Source organism: Streptomyces sp. NPDC046197 (genome assembly GCF_040646295.1).
Lineage (GTDB): Bacteria > Actinomycetota > Actinomycetes > Streptomycetales > Streptomycetaceae > Streptomyces.
This window is the reverse complement of the sequence record NZ_JBEYZY010000031.1, coordinates 1-14,203: the sequence shown is the minus strand read 5'-3', so window position 1 is coordinate 14,203 and position 14,203 is coordinate 1. Positions and strand designations below refer to the sequence as shown.

Below are 14,203 nucleotides of genomic sequence, written 5' to 3'. Positions count from 1 at the left end.
ACCGCCCAGGACCACCGCAGGGTGACGTCGCTACACCGCCACCTCGCGCGTGACCCGGATCTTCGACTGGCCGTGCGGGCGCCGTTCCCAGTCGTCCATGAAGCGGGCGCTCAGACCATGCCGTCCGGCCAGCGAGAGGAGGGTCTCGGTGCGGTAGTAGAAGTCCTCGCGGAGCACCTGGTGCTCGGTGCCCTCCGTGCGGTCGAAGGTGAAGTCGAAGAAGCCGTCGGGGGCCAGCACCCGCCCGACGTTGGCCAGGCACTCGTCGATCACCTCGAGCGGCGAGTGCGAGAACACGCTGTGGGCGTGCACCACGGTGAACCAGCCCGGGGGCAGGAAGTCGAGCGTCAGGCTCTCGACGAGGGCCAAGTGGGGGAGGCGGCCCTGCAGGCCCCGGCGGACGATGGTGCGCTGTGCCTCGAGGAGGATGTCCGGCGAGATGTCGATGCCGTAGTAATGGCTCGGGGCGAGGTGGTCGATGAACCGCCACCCGGCGCGGAGGTTCCCGCAGCCGATCTCCAGCATGCGGTCCTGCGGATTCAGGCCGTGTTCGACCAGATAGTCGAACTGCATCTGCCCGAGTGCCAGCCAGCTGGCCTCCGAGCCGCTGCCGACGGCACGCTCGGGGCTGCGCGCGGTGTCGCAGGCCATGACGGCGCGGTAGTACGCGACGTGGTCACGGTGCCGCAGGCCCAGCCAGGTGTCCCGCGCGGCGCGGCGCAGATAGGGTGGGATCCGCCCAGGGTGCCGTACGGCATAGCGCAGCTTGTGCCCCACAGACGACCGGTTCCTCGACAGCTCGGACTTTCGCATGGCTGACTCCGTGATCCACGACAGCCCCCGCCCGGCAGCGTAGCCCGGAGCACGCGATACGGCCTCCCCACGGCGCGGTATGACGGGGCGGGGCTGTCCGCCGGAGCGGGCCCCGCCCGGTCCGCCGTACGCCGGCGTTGTGCCGTCGGTCCTCGTCGTGGCCGCCGGAGCCGTTGCCGTGGTCGCTTCGCCCTCTAAGGATCACTCGCCTTGTCCTGTCCCGTCGGACGGAACCGGCGATCGTCGGGTCCCCTCCAGCCAAGCAACGGTATGCGTGGCCGCTACACAGGGTAGCGCCCGCTTCACTCTCGTTCAGTGGTCCAGAAAGGTGGTCTTGTGTCTCTCACCGGAACGCCGTTCTTCGTCGACCTCATCGTCGCGACGGTCGTGGCGATGGTTGGCACGATCTCCCTGTGGGCCAGGATCCGCGGGCCCAGGCCGGTGCGTTGGCTGGCGCACGCCGTGATGATCGGCCTGTGCCGGCTCGCCGCGATCAGCGTCGTGGCCACCTGTATCAACGATAGCTACGGGCTGTACGGGTTCTGGGACGACCTCATGGGCAACATGGACAACACCAACGCGGTCGCGATGCCAGGGCCTCCGGTGCAACGCGCGAAGTTCAGCCACAGCACCAAGGGCGGTGCTCTGGACACGTACTTCCACGGCCAGAAGTCCGCCCTGTCCGGGCAGGTGCTGGTGTGGAAGCCGCCGCAGTACGACGAGCCGGCCTACAAGAACGTGCGGTTCCCGGTCATCATGCTGCTGCACGGCGTGCCCGGATCCCCGGAGTCCTGGCTGGAGCACGGCGGCATGCCGGGCGCCTTCTCGGAGCTGCTGAGGCAGCGCAAGGTGCACCCCTTCATCCTGGCGATGCCCGTGGTCAACCCGGGCAGTGTGGACACCGACTGCACCGACCTCCCCAACCGCAGGGTCGCGAGTGACGGTGGTGGCCGTGCCGGTCAGGGTCCTCTTGACGTAGCGCTGTGCGGTCTTGGCGGAGGCGTTGTAGACGCCGACCAGGTGTGTCCAGGTGTGGCGGTGGCCCCTGACGAGTACGACGTCTTCGCGCGGCAAAGCAGATGATTTCGTTCGTCCTGTCAGGAACCCGCAGGTGGGTTACGGTCCGGGCGTCGCCGGTCATCGCGTCCAAGAGGTGGGCTGCGGGCGATTGGCCGTGCCGGGAGCCGCGGGCGGCCATGCCGTCCACGGCCAGCGACTGAGCGCCGCCAGGATCGGCACCGGTCAGGTCGGCCAGACTACCGGGGCAGACCAGGGCGATGCCCCGTCGGATCGTGGCGGCACTCGGCGCGACACGCAGCCCCAGCGCGCCCACCACCCGGGTGCCCAGCCGAGCGTCGCGAGCATCCCCGGGGGCCAATCCCTGTGGCATCGGGTCCGCAGTGGGCACCGGCAAGCTGTACGTGACCAACTCCGGCGTCGGCGAGGTCTCCGTGCTGGACACCACCAAGGGCGAGATCACCGGCACCGTCGACGTCGGCCTCCACCCCCACGGCGTGGCCCCCTCCCCGGACGGCCGCACCGTCTACGTCGCCGACACCGGCCCGGACACCGGCGCCGGCGGATCGCGGACGCTCACGGTGATGGACACCGGCGCGGACAAGGCCACCGTCACCTGGCAGACCGGCCTCGCCCGGCGCTCCTTCGCCGTCAGCCCCGACGGGCGGATGGTCTACGTCAGTTGCGGCGACGGCCTGAAGGTGCTCGACGCGGAGACCGGCAGGACCCGCAGGCGGCTGCCCGAGCTGGCCGAGGCCAACGGTGTTGCCGTCCATACCGACGGAAGGCGGGTGTACATGGTCAGCCCGTGGAGCGACACCCTCGTGGTGCTCGACGCCGGCTCGCTGCGCGTCGTCGCCCGGTCCCGGGTGGGCCGCACCCCGTGGCAGGTCGCGCTGAGCCCGGACGGCTCACGGGCCTGGGTCAGCTGCGCCACCGACGACACCGTCACCGCCGTCGACACGGCGAGTGCGAAGGCGGACGGCACGGTCAAGGTCGGCCACGTCCCCACCGGCATCACGGCGACCAGCAACACCGTGTGGGTGTGCACGAATGCAGGCGCCACAGTGGACGCGATCGACACCACCAGCCTGAGGGTCCTTGTCGGCACCCGACTGGGCCTTGTCCTCGGGCCCCCGCGGCGTGGTGGTCGCCTGACCCGGCGTCGTACGCCCGCGTGGGCTCAGACACGGATCGCCGGGCCGGCCGGTGGACGACCAGCTCTCGATGGGCCGGGCTACGGGCACCTCTCAATGCCGACGACTTCACACTCCTGTCAGGCCACTGCCGCCGGCCCGTAAGGCCGCCCCGCGGGCCGCAGAACGGGACCTGGCCACCGACAACGAGGCACGAAGTGGTCACCCGGTGACCAGGGTCCAGTGCATGTCGTGGAGCGTCTGTCCAAGGGGGACGTAGTAGACGCCGGCCAGGCACCAGGGCTTCCTGCGATGACCGTCGAGGACGGTGTCGGGGTTGTACGCAGGCGGGCAGGTGACGGTTCGGTCGAGGGCGGTGATGATTCCGCGTGCTTCATCGGCGGTGTGGTTGCGTGCGTCGGCGAAGACCGGGCCGCCGCTGTCGCCGTTGACGGCTGCGACACCGCCAGGCGTGGCCGAGGTGGCGTAGGCGAGGTCGACATCGGGACGGTAGATGCCGTTGGGCCCGGTGACGCCGATGTCGGTCTGGGCTATGCGCACACCGCAGTGCATGCCGCCGTTGGCGCCGTCGGTGCACACGTAGTCGCCGACGTTGTTGTGCCCCCAGCCTGTGACGGGTTTGGCGTAGCCGTCGGTGCGGCTTGCGGGGCCGTCGTAGAGCCGGCCGCTCACCCGCTGTGAGGGCAGCTTGATGCCGACCACGTCGTCCTGCGGGGAGCGCTGGGTGGCGTCGGTGGTGCCGATGAGGTCGCCGCCCCACCAGGTGGTCCACCGGCCTTCGGGGCCCGGGCCGCAGTGGTAGGCCGACGTCAGCATGTACTGGCCCTGGGCGTTCTTCACGCCGTAAGAGCCGGAGCAGATGCCGCCGAGGGGGTTTTTCAGCGCCGAAGCTCCGGTCCAGGGGGAGCTGTCATGCTGCCGGGAGGACAGATCCACGCTCTGCAATCGGTGGATCGCGGCGACGTGCACTCCCGCCAGTCGGCCGGCTGCCGTGGCGACCTGCTGCAACGTCTTGCTGTGTCCGCTCGCCAGGAGCCTGCTCGCCGTACGGGCGGCGTTGTCGTAGCCGACCTCCAGGCCGCTGCCGTCCACTGCCGGTGCGATGCTGGTGACGCGGACAGGGGCCGCCATCCCCTCGACTCGCAGCTTCATTGAAGCCAGGCTGTTCAGCAACTTCACGCGGGCCGCGTGGAGTTCGGCCTTGGAATAGCGGGCGGAGTCGACCTCGGCGGTCACCCCGTGGGGGAGATGGGCGAGGATCTGCCTGACCCGCTGGGGCGGGGTGCCTTTCCAGTGCAGGCGCAGGTGGTTGTGGTCGGGGTCGACCTCGACCTCGGCGAAACCGGGTATGTGCGCGCGGTCGGTCTCGGAGAGCCCTTCGGTGATCCGGCCGGCGACGGCGTCGAGGACCTGCTGGCGTTCGTCGATCCGCGTGGCGGCGCGCGAGGCCGCCTGCGTGGCCGGTGCGGAAGAGGCGTCCGCGAGAGGCGGGATGACGAACGGTACCGCGGCGGCCAGAGCTGCGGCCGGCAGGGCGAATGCGGGCCATCTGGGCCGTGCAGCATGCTTCATGTGTCGCTGTCTTTCTGCTGGAGCCAGTGTGACGCGAACATGCTCGTACGGGACAGTCCGCCGGACAAAACGATGATCCGATTTTCGCAGAAGATTGCGAAGCGGTGGTCGCGGGGGCGAGGTCGACAGCGCGTTCCGTGCCGCCCCAGCACCGAAGTCCGTACGATCGATGGAGAGCCCGGCGTCGTGGCGATGATGCGGCCGGACGATTCGTGGCTCTCGTTCTCCTGCAGATTCTTGAGCGGATCAACGAAGACCGCATGGTTGTGGTGCCATCCGAGGGACTCCCGTCAGCCACGGTGCACCCCTGGCGAGACACCGCCTCTGCGGACGTGTCCTGCCGTCAGGTAGTCAGCTCATGAAGCACTTGACGGCGCGCATGCACGGGTGGGCCGCACGCTGTTGTGCGTGCGGCCCACCCGCGCCGGGGTCACAGGTTGCCGAGGGTCAGCGGACCGGCAGGACCTGGGTGTGGTCCTTCTGGACGGCCTGCAGGTTGTGGGGGTTCAGGCCCAGGAGGGACAGGATCGTCGGGGCGATCTGGGTGGTCGCGACCTGAGCAGTCTTGGTCACGCCCTCGGGGATGCCTGCGCCGGAGATGACGAGCGGGACGTTCAGGTCGTCGGCGTGGGCGCCGCCGTGCTCGGCGATCTTCCTGGTGCCGCCCGTGTAGACCACGCCGTACCTGGCGATGCCGAACAGGTCCGGGACCCGGGCGTCACCGGGCTTGACGCCGAAGTACGTGGCCGCTTCCTCGCCCGCGTAGACCCTGCTCAGCCCGCCGTTCGTGAAGGACTTGGCGGGCTTGCCGTTGATGTCGGTGCCCTTGCCGCTCTGCGAGAGCAGGTACTGCCTGGCGAACGAGGTGGCCTTGGCGGAGCGGTCGTTCAGCCACAGCAGCATGCCGTCGTCGTCCACGGAGTGCGCGACGAGATCGCCGGCGCCCGGGTGCTTCTTCTTCCAGGCGGCGTTGAGCCCGTCGAGCAGCGGACCGTCGTCGACGCGGGTCAGGGCCTTGGGGTCGATGGGAGACTGGCCGTGCTTGGCGGACAGCACGATGTCCGTGCTCGCGGCCAGGCCCTTGGCCTGGATCTCCTTGACCATCGCGCCGACCTCGGTGTTGACGTAGTCGAGGTTCTTCTGCAGCAGCGGGCCGGGGACGCCCTTGGAGGCGTAGCCGCCCTTGAGGCCCTCGGAGGAGGGCAGCTTCTGCGCGGTGGAGACCGACTGGAAGTTCATGCCGAAGATCGCCGGGGTGCCGACCTTGTGGGCTCCGGAGTGGTCGTAGCCGTCGATCTCGTTGAGTACGGCCTTGACCTTGTACCCGTCGTACTGCTCGGTCGCCTTGTTGTCGGTGGTCCAGTCGTTCCCGGCCGCGTAGCCGCCTGCGGCGCTGTTGATCTCCGGGGAGAACTGGTCCTGGATGCCCGTGCCCGAAGGGCCGTTGAGGATGTCGTAGGCGATGTGCTTGTCCGACCAGGCGGTGCGCAGGCCGGCCTTGCGGGCCACGTTGAAGACGGTGTTCACCTGCAGGTACGAGTGCGGGTAGACCGGCTTGCAGGTCGTGGGGTCGACGGGCAGCTTGCTCGGGTCGAGCAGGCTCTGCGGCCGGCCCGTCATCTGCAGGATGCTGCCGGGCAGGTTCTTCAGCCCCTGGCCGGCATCGAGGGAGGCCTTGTTCCTGTCCATGTCCTCGGTCATGTCCACCTCTGCGCCGGGTTTGACGCCCTTGCAGTTGGTGGTGCCGGCCGGGAGCAGGGCGTGGTTGTACACGTCGTCGTAGTAGATGCCGGTGGTACCCGGGCCGCCGCCGGTGACCTGGGCGGTCATGCCGGGAAAGGAGTCCGAGGGGTTGGTGGTGTGCGCATCGGTGTAGTGCACGCCGCCGTTCACCAGCCGGGCCAGCGCGGAGCCGGGGTGTCGGGCCATGTACCAGGCCAGATCCGACTGGTGCAGACCGTCGACGGACAGCAGGAGGACGTGCTTGGTGGCTGCCGGCTTCTGCGGCGCGGCGGCGGAGGAGGAGCCGGTGAACTCCGACGCCGCGGCGAGCGAGCCTCCGGCGAGGGTCGTGGCGACACCGAGGGCGGCGGCCAGTCGTATGGATTGGCGGGTCACAACTCACTCCAGTTGCTATTGATGACGCGGGCAGCGGTGCGGGACATGAGTAGCCGCCGGTTCTGTCACGGCAACGGCCGGAATCTGAACATTTGACAAACCCGCTGTGTTTGCCCCTCCACGTAAGACCGTGGGCCCGTGACGCCGGAGCGATGGAAGTGAAGCAGGCACTGGCCTCGACCAGCCTGCATGAGACGCTTGCCGACGACGGTGAGAAGAGCTTGAGAAAACGTTGAACAGGGCGGGCGGCATCCCTGGCATGCACAGGCGCAACAGTGCCGTCGGCAGGCTCAGGCGGCGAAGAGGGCCGCATGGCGCGGTGCACGGGGCCGCCCCCGCACGCCGTCGGCCAGTAGGGCCCCGTCTGACCGCTACGGACCTGGTGACGGCGGCGGTCGCTTCCTGGCCGGGGCTCGCCGCTGTTCGATTCTCGCCGGTGACGGCGGGGCCTCCTTCCTCGAACTGGACGTCCCGGGGATCAGGCTCAGTGGAACCTTGGGTGGGGCTGAGTCGCCGAGGCGCGGGTGCGCCGCCAGGGCGTGAGCGGGGTCGCAGGGCCAGGCGTTCGAGGTGGCCATTGAGGGCGGCGTGCAGTTCGGCGGCCGGTTCGCGGGCCCTGGCCTCGCTGTCCACGTCGTGCAGCTCGAGGTGGACGGGGTCGGCGGAGGGGCCGGGGCGGTTCCGCCGGGAGCGGATCAGGCGGAGGACGGCCTCTCGTACGGCGTCGTACACCGGGCGTCGATGGCGTGCTGTGGGGCACTGAGCACGTCGGCTTCGACCGTCCACCGTGGGGCTTGGCGTTCGACGGCGATGAACACGGCTCACTGCTTCTCGGCTGCCCTGCACACGCTGGTGAGGGCGTCCAGACCGGTAGCGTCCGGGATCAGGTCGGCGGGGCGGGGAATCGAGCCCCTTCGGTCAGCAGGTTCAGCCGCCTGTCGACGCGGTAGTTACGGAGCCTGTGCCGGGCGTTCCCGCGGCCTGGCATGATCGATGAGTGACGAATGAACTGCGCGGTAGGTACGTCTTGTTTGACGTCGATGGCACGTTGATCGACGCGGTGAGCAACCAACGCCGGGTCTGGGGGACCTGGGCGACGCGGTACGGACTGGATGCGGACGAGGTCTATCAGGCGGCTCTGCGGACGCGGCCAATGGAGACTTTCGCCCAGGTTGCTGCGAATCGAGAGCCGCGCGAGTGCCTTGCCGCGCTGCACGAGTTGGAGGACGAAGACGTTCGGTCCGGTGTCTACGCGGCCTTCGACGGGGCATCGGAGCTGCTGCATGGCCTGCCACCGGGGTCCTGGGCGCTGGTGACCTCGAACTACGAGCACCGCGTACGGGGCCGATTCCTGCGGACGGGTTTGCCGGTGCCGGGCGTGATCGTGGACGCGGTTGCTGTTGAGGAAGGTAAGCCCTCTCCCGTTCCGTATCTTCGAGCCGCTGAGCGGCTCGGCGCCGAGCCCGGAGACTGTCTGGTCATCGAGGACGCCCCATCCGGGGTGCGATCCGGGCTGCGCGCCGGAATGACAGTATGGGGAGTGAATGCCACCGTCGCGGTTGAAGGTGTGCACCGTCATTTCGTCAGTCTGCGCGAGGCAGTCCCGCACATCCTGGCCTTTGTGACCGACCCTCACGGAGCGGTGTGCTCACGGCGTCCGAGTCGTCCTGGATAGCCCTTTCACCGGGCTGAGCCCGCGGTGGTTCGGCAAGCTGATCACCACGCTGCGGCGCGAAGGCGTTGACGAGGCGCTCGTACCCACCCGGGACCACGCAGTCGCCGAGCAGTCGAAGCACTACAGGTACTCGACCAACCATCAGGTCGTCATCGATATCGCCCGCCTGCACGATCTGGCCCTCGCCGGATAGAGGCAAGCCCAGAAGCGAGACACGCCATCCGGCGACTCAAAGATTGAGTCGGGGTAGGGCATGCCACCAGCTGCTGATTGGCTCTCGACCCGGAACGGGGCGTCGGGGAGGCTGGGGCATCCGTACTTTAAGGAGTTGTGATGCAGGTAGCCGTGGTCACCTTCGACGGGTTCAACGAGCTCGACAGCTTTATCGCTTCCGCGTTGATTAACCGGTGCCGTAAGGACGGCTTGGAAGCGTTCATTACGGCGCCGACGCCGGTGGTCACGTCGATGAACGGCGTGGAGGTGACGGGGCAGCGCCCGATGGAGTTCGTGACCGAGGCAGATGTCGTGCTGATCGGTAGCGGGGTGAAGACACGTGACGTAGTCGCCGACGACCGGCTGCTCTCTACGTTGCTGCTCGACCCTGGCAGGGCCACGCGTGGACGACGACGGAGGAGCCAGCGCCACTCGCGCCGTGGTTCTGGATCTCCTCCGTCTCCTCGTCGGGGTGGATCGGCTCGGTGCAGCGTGCGCAGTTCATCGGCGGAGCTCCAGGGCGAGGGCGTGCAAGGCCTGGCGGGTCTCGCAGAGGGTGGCGTCGTCCGTGCACTGCTCGCACCGGCCGGGATGGTCGTTGCGCGCGGCGAGGACGGCGCGGCGGGTGCAGGGCCGGCAGGCGCGGGGGAACCAGTGCCCGCCGTGGGTCTCGCGCTCGCCGAGGTCGATGGCCGTTGCGGTGGACAGCGGCTCGCCACCCCACACGCACTCGGCGCCCCGCGCCCTGGCGTCGGGCAGGACCTCCAGCGGCGGCAGCAGGATGAGCGGCAGGAGCTCGGCGGGGATGTCGACCAGGGCGCGGGTCTCGACGGTCGTCATGCGCGGGCCTCCGCTTCGGTGCGGTAGCCGCCGGGGCCGAACGCCGCGGCGATGAGCGCGGGGTCGTTCAGGTGGCCTTTCCCATCGGGCCGCCAGAGCCAGAACCGGCCGTCCAGCTGCCAGCCGGTGGGCGGGCAGGACAGCGGCCACCCCGCGGGGTGCACGACCAGGCGTTGGACGTCGACGAGTTCCTCGGCGGCGTCGGGCGCGACCAGCCAGAACATCTTGTTGGCGTCGGGGTCGGCGAGGACGGGGCCGTGCGGCGAGTCGCGGAGCCGGGAGGCTGCTGGCCATCCCTGGGTGAGGCTGGACTCGGCGACGAGCCAGTGCTCGCCAGAGGCGATGGGGGCGAGGATTTCCTCGTCCCACGCTGCGCGAACGAGGTCTGGGTGTTCGCTGCATTCGGCGAGCCACGTATCCCCGGCCTCGTACAGTGCGGCGAAGCGCATCGGATGGGCCATGACCAGGACGCTAGCCAGGGTGATTGCGGGACCGTGCGCCGATTGCGCGTGATTGCGCGATCAGTCAGTGCGTTGGGGCGGATTGCTCAATTGAGGTCGAGAGAGGCCCGCGCCCGGCCGATCAGACGATGTGTCTGCTGGCCATAGACCGCGGCCTCGTCAAGGCGGTCCCACACCCGTCCGTACAGGGCAACATCCTCGTCGGACTCCAGTGTGAATTCCGTGTTGACCGTCTCGACGACCACCCGCTGCTCATCGAAGATCCAGAATCCGTGCTTCGGCGTCAGCTTCAACCGTGCGCCGAACGGCACGATGCCGAGCGAGACCTGACTCAGACCGATGAGCCCTACGAGCCGATCGAGTTGCCCGGCCATCACCTCACGGGGACATCCAAGGGCATGGAGGACGCCCTCCCACACCAGGACCCGGAACGTCTTGTTGCCCTCGTAGAGCACCTCTTGCCGCTTCATACGGGCGCTCACGGCCGCGTCGGTGTCCCGGGGCGACTGCATCAGCTCGGCGTTGAGGATCAGCAGATGCCGGGCGTAGTCCGGCGTCTGAAACAGGCCCGGGACGACCGTGGCCTCGTAGCCGCGGACCGTGGCTGTGCGCCGGTACTCGGCGACGTACCGGTCCTGGACGGCCCGGGGCCCGGCGGCGAGCTGGCGGCGCCAGGAGCGTTGCTGTGACTCCAGGCCCCGCAACCGGCTCTGAAGGTCGGGGATCTCCGCCGGGACGTCCAGCGCGCGGGCCCACGCCTCCAGATCGGCGGCCGTCGCGGTCTGCTTGCCGTTCTCCAGCCGGGACACCTTCGAGCGCTGCCAGCCCAGCCGCTCTGCGAGGTCTTTGCCCTGCAGGCCGGCCTCGGTGCGCAGCTCACGCAACCGCCCACCGAGGGCCTCACGGCCAGACTGGTAATCCGTGCTCACCTAGCAGACGCTACCTGCGCCTGGAACTCCCTGGTAGGGACAGCGAAGTGCAAGGCAGCATCCCGGGCCTGGCAGGCGCGGACGACGGTCTCGGCGTCCTCGAGGACGTGGACGCCGACCGTCACATCGTTCTCGTCGATCACGAACTTCACGACTGTGCGGGAGTCGAACAGCCAGAAGTCGAAGTCCGGCAGTCCGAGCCGTGCAGCGTCCGCACGCCACAGGTTGCGGATGTCCTCGCCCGCGGCGACGTTGCCGAGCCCGGTGGCCAGCAAGAAGCGCTGCCCTTCGGTGGGCGGGTCGTCGACGAGGCGCACTCGCTCGATCCGCTTCCCTTCCTCGGTCTGCTTGCGCACGCCGGCGTGCCAGGGGCTGGCAGGGTCGTATTCGAAGGTTTCGCCGTTCTGGAATCGGGCCCAGTTCGGGCTGTCGCGTTCGGTGGCGTAGCCGCGCTGGGTCTCCAGCCGCCAGGCGGTGTGCTCGAAATCCGTGAACAGGTGGGTGATCTCGTCGAACGGGATCAGGTCTGGCACGCCGCCGTCTACTCCTTCGCCTGCGTCTCGTCGGCCTGCTCGGCGTCCCGGGGGCGCGAAGCGGGTGAGCAGCTCGCGGGGGACGACGACGAACGTCTCCGAGTCCTTCACGTCCTGCAGCTGGGCGAGGTGTTCGGGGGGGTCGGTGAGGCGGCCGCCCTGCACGACGAGGTCGCCTGTCTCCACGACCTCGTACAGGGTCGGGCAGTTGCCGTGCTCTGATGTGGTGCCGATGAACCTGAGCGTCATGGGTGCTCTCCGCTCTGGCTGGTCGGGCGTCCAGAATGCTGCGAATCGCGCGAGCACGCCGGGAGATTGCGCGAGATTGCGCCCGGTGCCGGGTGAGCACTCGCCTGTCTGCAACGGCGGTGCAATCCGCAGGCCTGGGATCCCTTGCGGTGTCATCATCGGCGAATGCTTGTCACACCACTCCCTGGCGCGGACCGCGGCAACGTTCCTCGTCGTCCTGCTTCCCACGCCCGGCCTATCGCGGTTGATGCCCCTTCGGCGCTCTTGTGTGGTCGGGTTGCGGGTGTTGTCGGCTGTTGGGGGATGGGGGTGGCCCGCCTCCCTGGAAGCTGGGTGGGGGGCGGGCCACTGTGTGCTGTGCTGTCAGCGCTGGCGGGTTAGACGCAGACGCTGCCGGCGCATACGGAGATGTTGGCGGGCAGTACCGTGATGCCGAAGTTCTTCAGGTAGGTGTTGATGACCGCTGTTTGCAGGTGGCCGATCTGGACGGTGACGGGCAGGTTCACGTCGTTGTCCGAGACGTTGGCCAGCGCGTTCTGGAGTGTGTTGATCTGCGTGCCGTTGAGGACGTTGACGTCGTGGACGTCGACGGTGGTGCCGTTCAGGACGTTGTTGACCGTGATCAGGCCGGAGCAGTTCACGGTGTGGTTGGCGCCGCCGCCCTGGTTGGAGCAGCTGTACGGGTGGGAGGAGGCTGAGGCGGATGTAGCCAGTGCGCCACCCGTCAACACCGCGGCGGCTGCGGTGACAGCGGCCATACGAGCCAGCTTCGACATCGATGTACCCCTTTTCCACGTGAGGAGCCCTACCGGCCCTGCGCCGGCGGACAGAACACCGCCGGATGTACACCCGGCTGCGCCCTGGAAGAGGTTGCCAGCCACAGCCAGACCGACTCTCGGACAATCACCTCATTCACTTGTGTGGGTGACGACGAGAAAGCGCTGTGGCTGACGCTTCGACGTTTCGTTCTGTGAACCGCATCCAGTTCGCGATGACGTGCGACGCAAACCTGTCCACCGCGTGGGCAGTGACTATACGCGCCCGGACTCCTGGCTTGATTCGTCACTGGGAAACGGTTGTGCTTCCTTGCGGCCATGTGTTGCCAAGGATTGGGTGAGCATCCCTGCGTTCTGGATCGTCGGTGTCCGCAGTTTGCCCGGGCCACCACGGGGGTGGGGGCGTGATCGGGCCTTCGGCATCCCCGTTACGGCCGCTTTCGCCCATGTCCCTGGGCTGGAGTGATGGAGAGGCGCTGTGCGGTGGCCTGGCCCTTGTGGGTCCGGGGCACCTGGATGTGAACCGCCCCGGGTTCGGTGGAGATCTCCGGACTGTCCCAAGTTGGGTGGAGTCGAGTTGCTTGGTTTCAGGCTACTGGTGGGGTGCGGAGTTCGTACTCCACCGGGCTGAGCATGCCCAGCGCGGAGTGCCTGCGCTGTCGGTTATGGAAGATTTCCAGGTACTCAAAGAGTGCGGTGGACAGCTCCAGCCGGGTCCGCCAACGTCTGCGGTTGAGCAGTTCGACCTGGACCCGGGCCCAGAAGGATTCCATCATCGCGTTGTCCACGCAGTCCCCGATGGAGCCCATCGAGGGCAGCAGGCCGGAGGCCCTCGCGCGCTGGGTGAATGCCCAGGACCCGAACTGCACTCCGTGGTCTGAGTGGATGATGGTGCCGCCGGGCTGCGGGTTGCGATTGCCGATGGCCATGGCGAGGGCGTTGGTGGTCAGTGCCGCGGTGGGTGAGGCGTCGATCGACCAGCCCACCACGCGTCGTGAGAACGTGTCCAGAACGACCGCGCAGTACACCTTGCCCTCAAAGGTGGGGTGCTCGGTGATGTCGATGACCCATAACTGGTCCCGGGCGTGCCGGGTGAAGTTGCGCTCCACCAGGTCGGAGACGGACGGGGTCACGTGCTTGACGCGGGGGCGCCGGTTGCCGGGCAGGCCATGCAAGCCGGCGCGCTGCATCAGCAGCTCCACGGTGCCGTGGCTGACATGGATGTTCAGGCCCAGACCGAGCTCCGCGTGGACCCGGCGGGAGCCGTAGGTGCCGCGGGAGGCGGTGTGGATGCCCACGATGGCCTCGGTCAGCCAGGCGTGCTTGACCAGGCGGTTCGACGGCGGCCGGTCACGCCAGGCGTAGTATCCGGACTCTGCGACATGCAGCACCCGGCAGGCCAGCTGCACCGGCAGTTGCTCAAGGGCCATCACGCGGATGGCTTCGAACCGCCTTTTGGGGACGTCACCTCGCCCAACAGTTCGGCAGCCCGCCGGTGGATGGCCAACTCAGCCTTCAGCTCGGCGATACGCTTGCGGGCCGCAGCGAGCTCGGACTGGTCGCTGCTGGTCGTACCGGGCAACTGCCCCGTATCGATGAGGTGCTGGCGACGCCAGACATAGATCGTCTGGTCACTGATGCCGAGAAGTCGGGCGACCTCGGCTACCTTCCTGCTGGATGCGACAAGATCGAGAACCTTGCGGCGGAATTCGGGCGGATAGCTGCGGGGCATCACGGCCTCCGAAGGCTGCTGGATGGGTCTGCCGCACGATCGGGTGACATCTGAACTGGCTTGCCCTGTGGGGCGGGTGGGAAGGATGTCGCTGTGCCCAAGCCTTATCCGGAGGAGT

10 protein-coding genes and 4 pseudogenes are annotated in these 14,203 nt (G+C 68.4%); 5 read left to right on the top strand and 9 right to left on the bottom strand.

Features of this window, described 5'->3' with window-relative positions; genetic code table 11:
- Nucleotides 1–30 precede the first annotated feature (30 nt).
- Complete coding sequence (locus tag AB0A61_RS31810; RefSeq protein WP_361299966.1) at nucleotides 31–813, bottom strand: class I SAM-dependent methyltransferase; 783 nt, start codon at nucleotides 811–813, stop codon at nucleotides 31–33.
- A gap of 336 nt (nucleotides 814–1,149) precedes the next feature.
- Between AB0A61_RS31810 and AB0A61_RS31805 the strand changes: the two genes are divergently transcribed.
- Complete coding sequence (locus AB0A61_RS31805; RefSeq protein WP_361299964.1) at nucleotides 1,150–1,896, top strand: hypothetical protein; 747 nt, start codon at nucleotides 1,150–1,152, stop codon at nucleotides 1,894–1,896.
- 317 nt (nucleotides 1,897–2,213) lie between these two features.
- On the top strand, nucleotides 2,214–3,131 hold the full coding sequence (locus AB0A61_RS31800; RefSeq protein ID WP_361299961.1) for a beta-propeller fold lactonase family protein: 918 nt from the start codon (nucleotides 2,214–2,216) through the stop codon (nucleotides 3,129–3,131).
- Between the two features lie 57 nt (nucleotides 3,132–3,188).
- Here AB0A61_RS31800 and AB0A61_RS31795 read toward each other — a convergent pair whose 3' ends face one another.
- Both AB0A61_RS31795 and AB0A61_RS31790 read right to left on the bottom strand, forming a co-directional pair.
- Nucleotides 3,189–4,559, bottom strand: coding sequence for a hypothetical protein (locus tag AB0A61_RS31795; RefSeq protein WP_361299958.1), 1,371 nt, complete (start codon nucleotides 4,557–4,559; stop codon nucleotides 3,189–3,191).
- Nucleotides 4,560–5,006: 447 nt separating this feature from the next.
- Nucleotides 5,007–6,677 carry an alkaline phosphatase family protein gene (locus AB0A61_RS31790; RefSeq protein WP_361299955.1) on the bottom strand — a complete coding sequence of 557 codons (1,671 nt, stop codon included), beginning with the start codon at nucleotides 6,675–6,677 and terminating at the stop codon, nucleotides 5,007–5,009.
- A 997-nt stretch (nucleotides 6,678–7,674) separates the two neighbouring features.
- Between AB0A61_RS31790 and AB0A61_RS31785 the strand changes: the two are divergent.
- The 3 pseudogenes from AB0A61_RS31785 to AB0A61_RS31775 all read left to right on the top strand — a co-directional run.
- A pseudogene (locus tag AB0A61_RS31785) lies at nucleotides 7,675–8,298 on the top strand (HAD-IA family hydrolase); the annotation flags it as partial.
- Nucleotides 8,299–8,321: 23 nt separating this feature from the next.
- Nucleotides 8,322–8,509 (top strand): annotated as a pseudogene (locus AB0A61_RS31780) (hypothetical protein); the annotation flags it as partial.
- Between the two features lie 176 nt (nucleotides 8,510–8,685).
- Nucleotides 8,686–8,955: pseudogene (locus AB0A61_RS31775) on the top strand (AraC family transcriptional regulator); the annotation flags it as partial.
- A 111-nt stretch (nucleotides 8,956–9,066) separates the two neighbouring features.
- Here AB0A61_RS31775 and AB0A61_RS31770 read toward each other — a convergent pair.
- The 6 genes and pseudogenes from AB0A61_RS31770 to AB0A61_RS31745 all read right to left on the bottom strand — a co-directional run bounded on the left by AB0A61_RS31770 (nucleotide 9,067) and on the right by AB0A61_RS31745 (nucleotide 14,085).
- Entirely contained in the window at nucleotides 9,067–9,405 is a 339-nt protein-coding gene (locus AB0A61_RS31770; protein ID WP_361299952.1) for a hypothetical protein, read from the bottom strand.
- Entirely contained in the window at nucleotides 9,402–9,866 is a 465-nt protein-coding gene (locus AB0A61_RS31765; RefSeq protein ID WP_361299949.1) for a hypothetical protein, read from the bottom strand. The genes AB0A61_RS31770 and AB0A61_RS31765 overlap by 4 nt, the downstream gene beginning before the upstream one ends.
- An 86-nt stretch (nucleotides 9,867–9,952) precedes the next feature.
- Nucleotides 9,953–10,795 carry a helix-turn-helix transcriptional regulator gene (locus AB0A61_RS31760; RefSeq protein WP_361299946.1) on the bottom strand — a complete coding sequence of 281 codons (843 nt, stop codon included), beginning with the start codon at nucleotides 10,793–10,795 and terminating at the stop codon, nucleotides 9,953–9,955.
- Nucleotides 10,792–11,577: a DUF6879 family protein gene (locus AB0A61_RS31755; protein WP_361299943.1), complete on the bottom strand. Its 786-nt coding sequence runs from the start codon at nucleotides 11,575–11,577 to the stop codon at nucleotides 10,792–10,794. Before AB0A61_RS31755 ends, AB0A61_RS31760 begins: the two co-directional genes overlap by 4 nt.
- Nucleotides 11,578–11,954: 377 nt before the next feature.
- Nucleotides 11,955–12,353 (bottom strand): preprotein translocase subunit TatB, encoded by a 399-nt coding sequence (locus AB0A61_RS31750; protein ID WP_361299940.1) that lies wholly within the window; start codon nucleotides 12,351–12,353, stop codon nucleotides 11,955–11,957.
- Between the two features lie 587 nt (nucleotides 12,354–12,940).
- Nucleotides 12,941–14,085, bottom strand: a pseudogene (locus tag AB0A61_RS31745) (IS3 family transposase).
- Nucleotides 14,086–14,203: the final 118 nt, after the last annotated feature.

Excerpts from the sequence above, each read along its gene's own strand:
- AB0A61_RS31795 (WP_361299958.1), bottom strand. The coding sequence starts at position 4,559 with ATGAAGCATGCTGCACGGCCCAGATGGCCCGCATTCGCCCTGCCGGCC.
- AB0A61_RS31770 (WP_361299952.1), bottom strand. The coding sequence starts at position 9,405 with ATGACGACCGTCGAGACCCGCGCCCTGGTCGACATCCCCGCCGAGCTC.
- AB0A61_RS31810 (WP_361299966.1), bottom strand. The coding sequence starts at position 813 with ATGCGAAAGTCCGAGCTGTCGAGGAACCGGTCGTCTGTGGGGCACAAG.
- AB0A61_RS31765 (WP_361299949.1), bottom strand. The coding sequence starts at position 9,866 with ATGGCCCATCCGATGCGCTTCGCCGCACTGTACGAGGCCGGGGATACG.
- AB0A61_RS31750 (WP_361299940.1), bottom strand. The coding sequence starts at position 12,353 with ATGTCGAAGCTGGCTCGTATGGCCGCTGTCACCGCAGCCGCCGCGGTG.
- AB0A61_RS31755 (WP_361299943.1), bottom strand. The coding sequence starts at position 11,577 with ATGACGCTCAGGTTCATCGGCACCACATCAGAGCACGGCAACTGCCCG.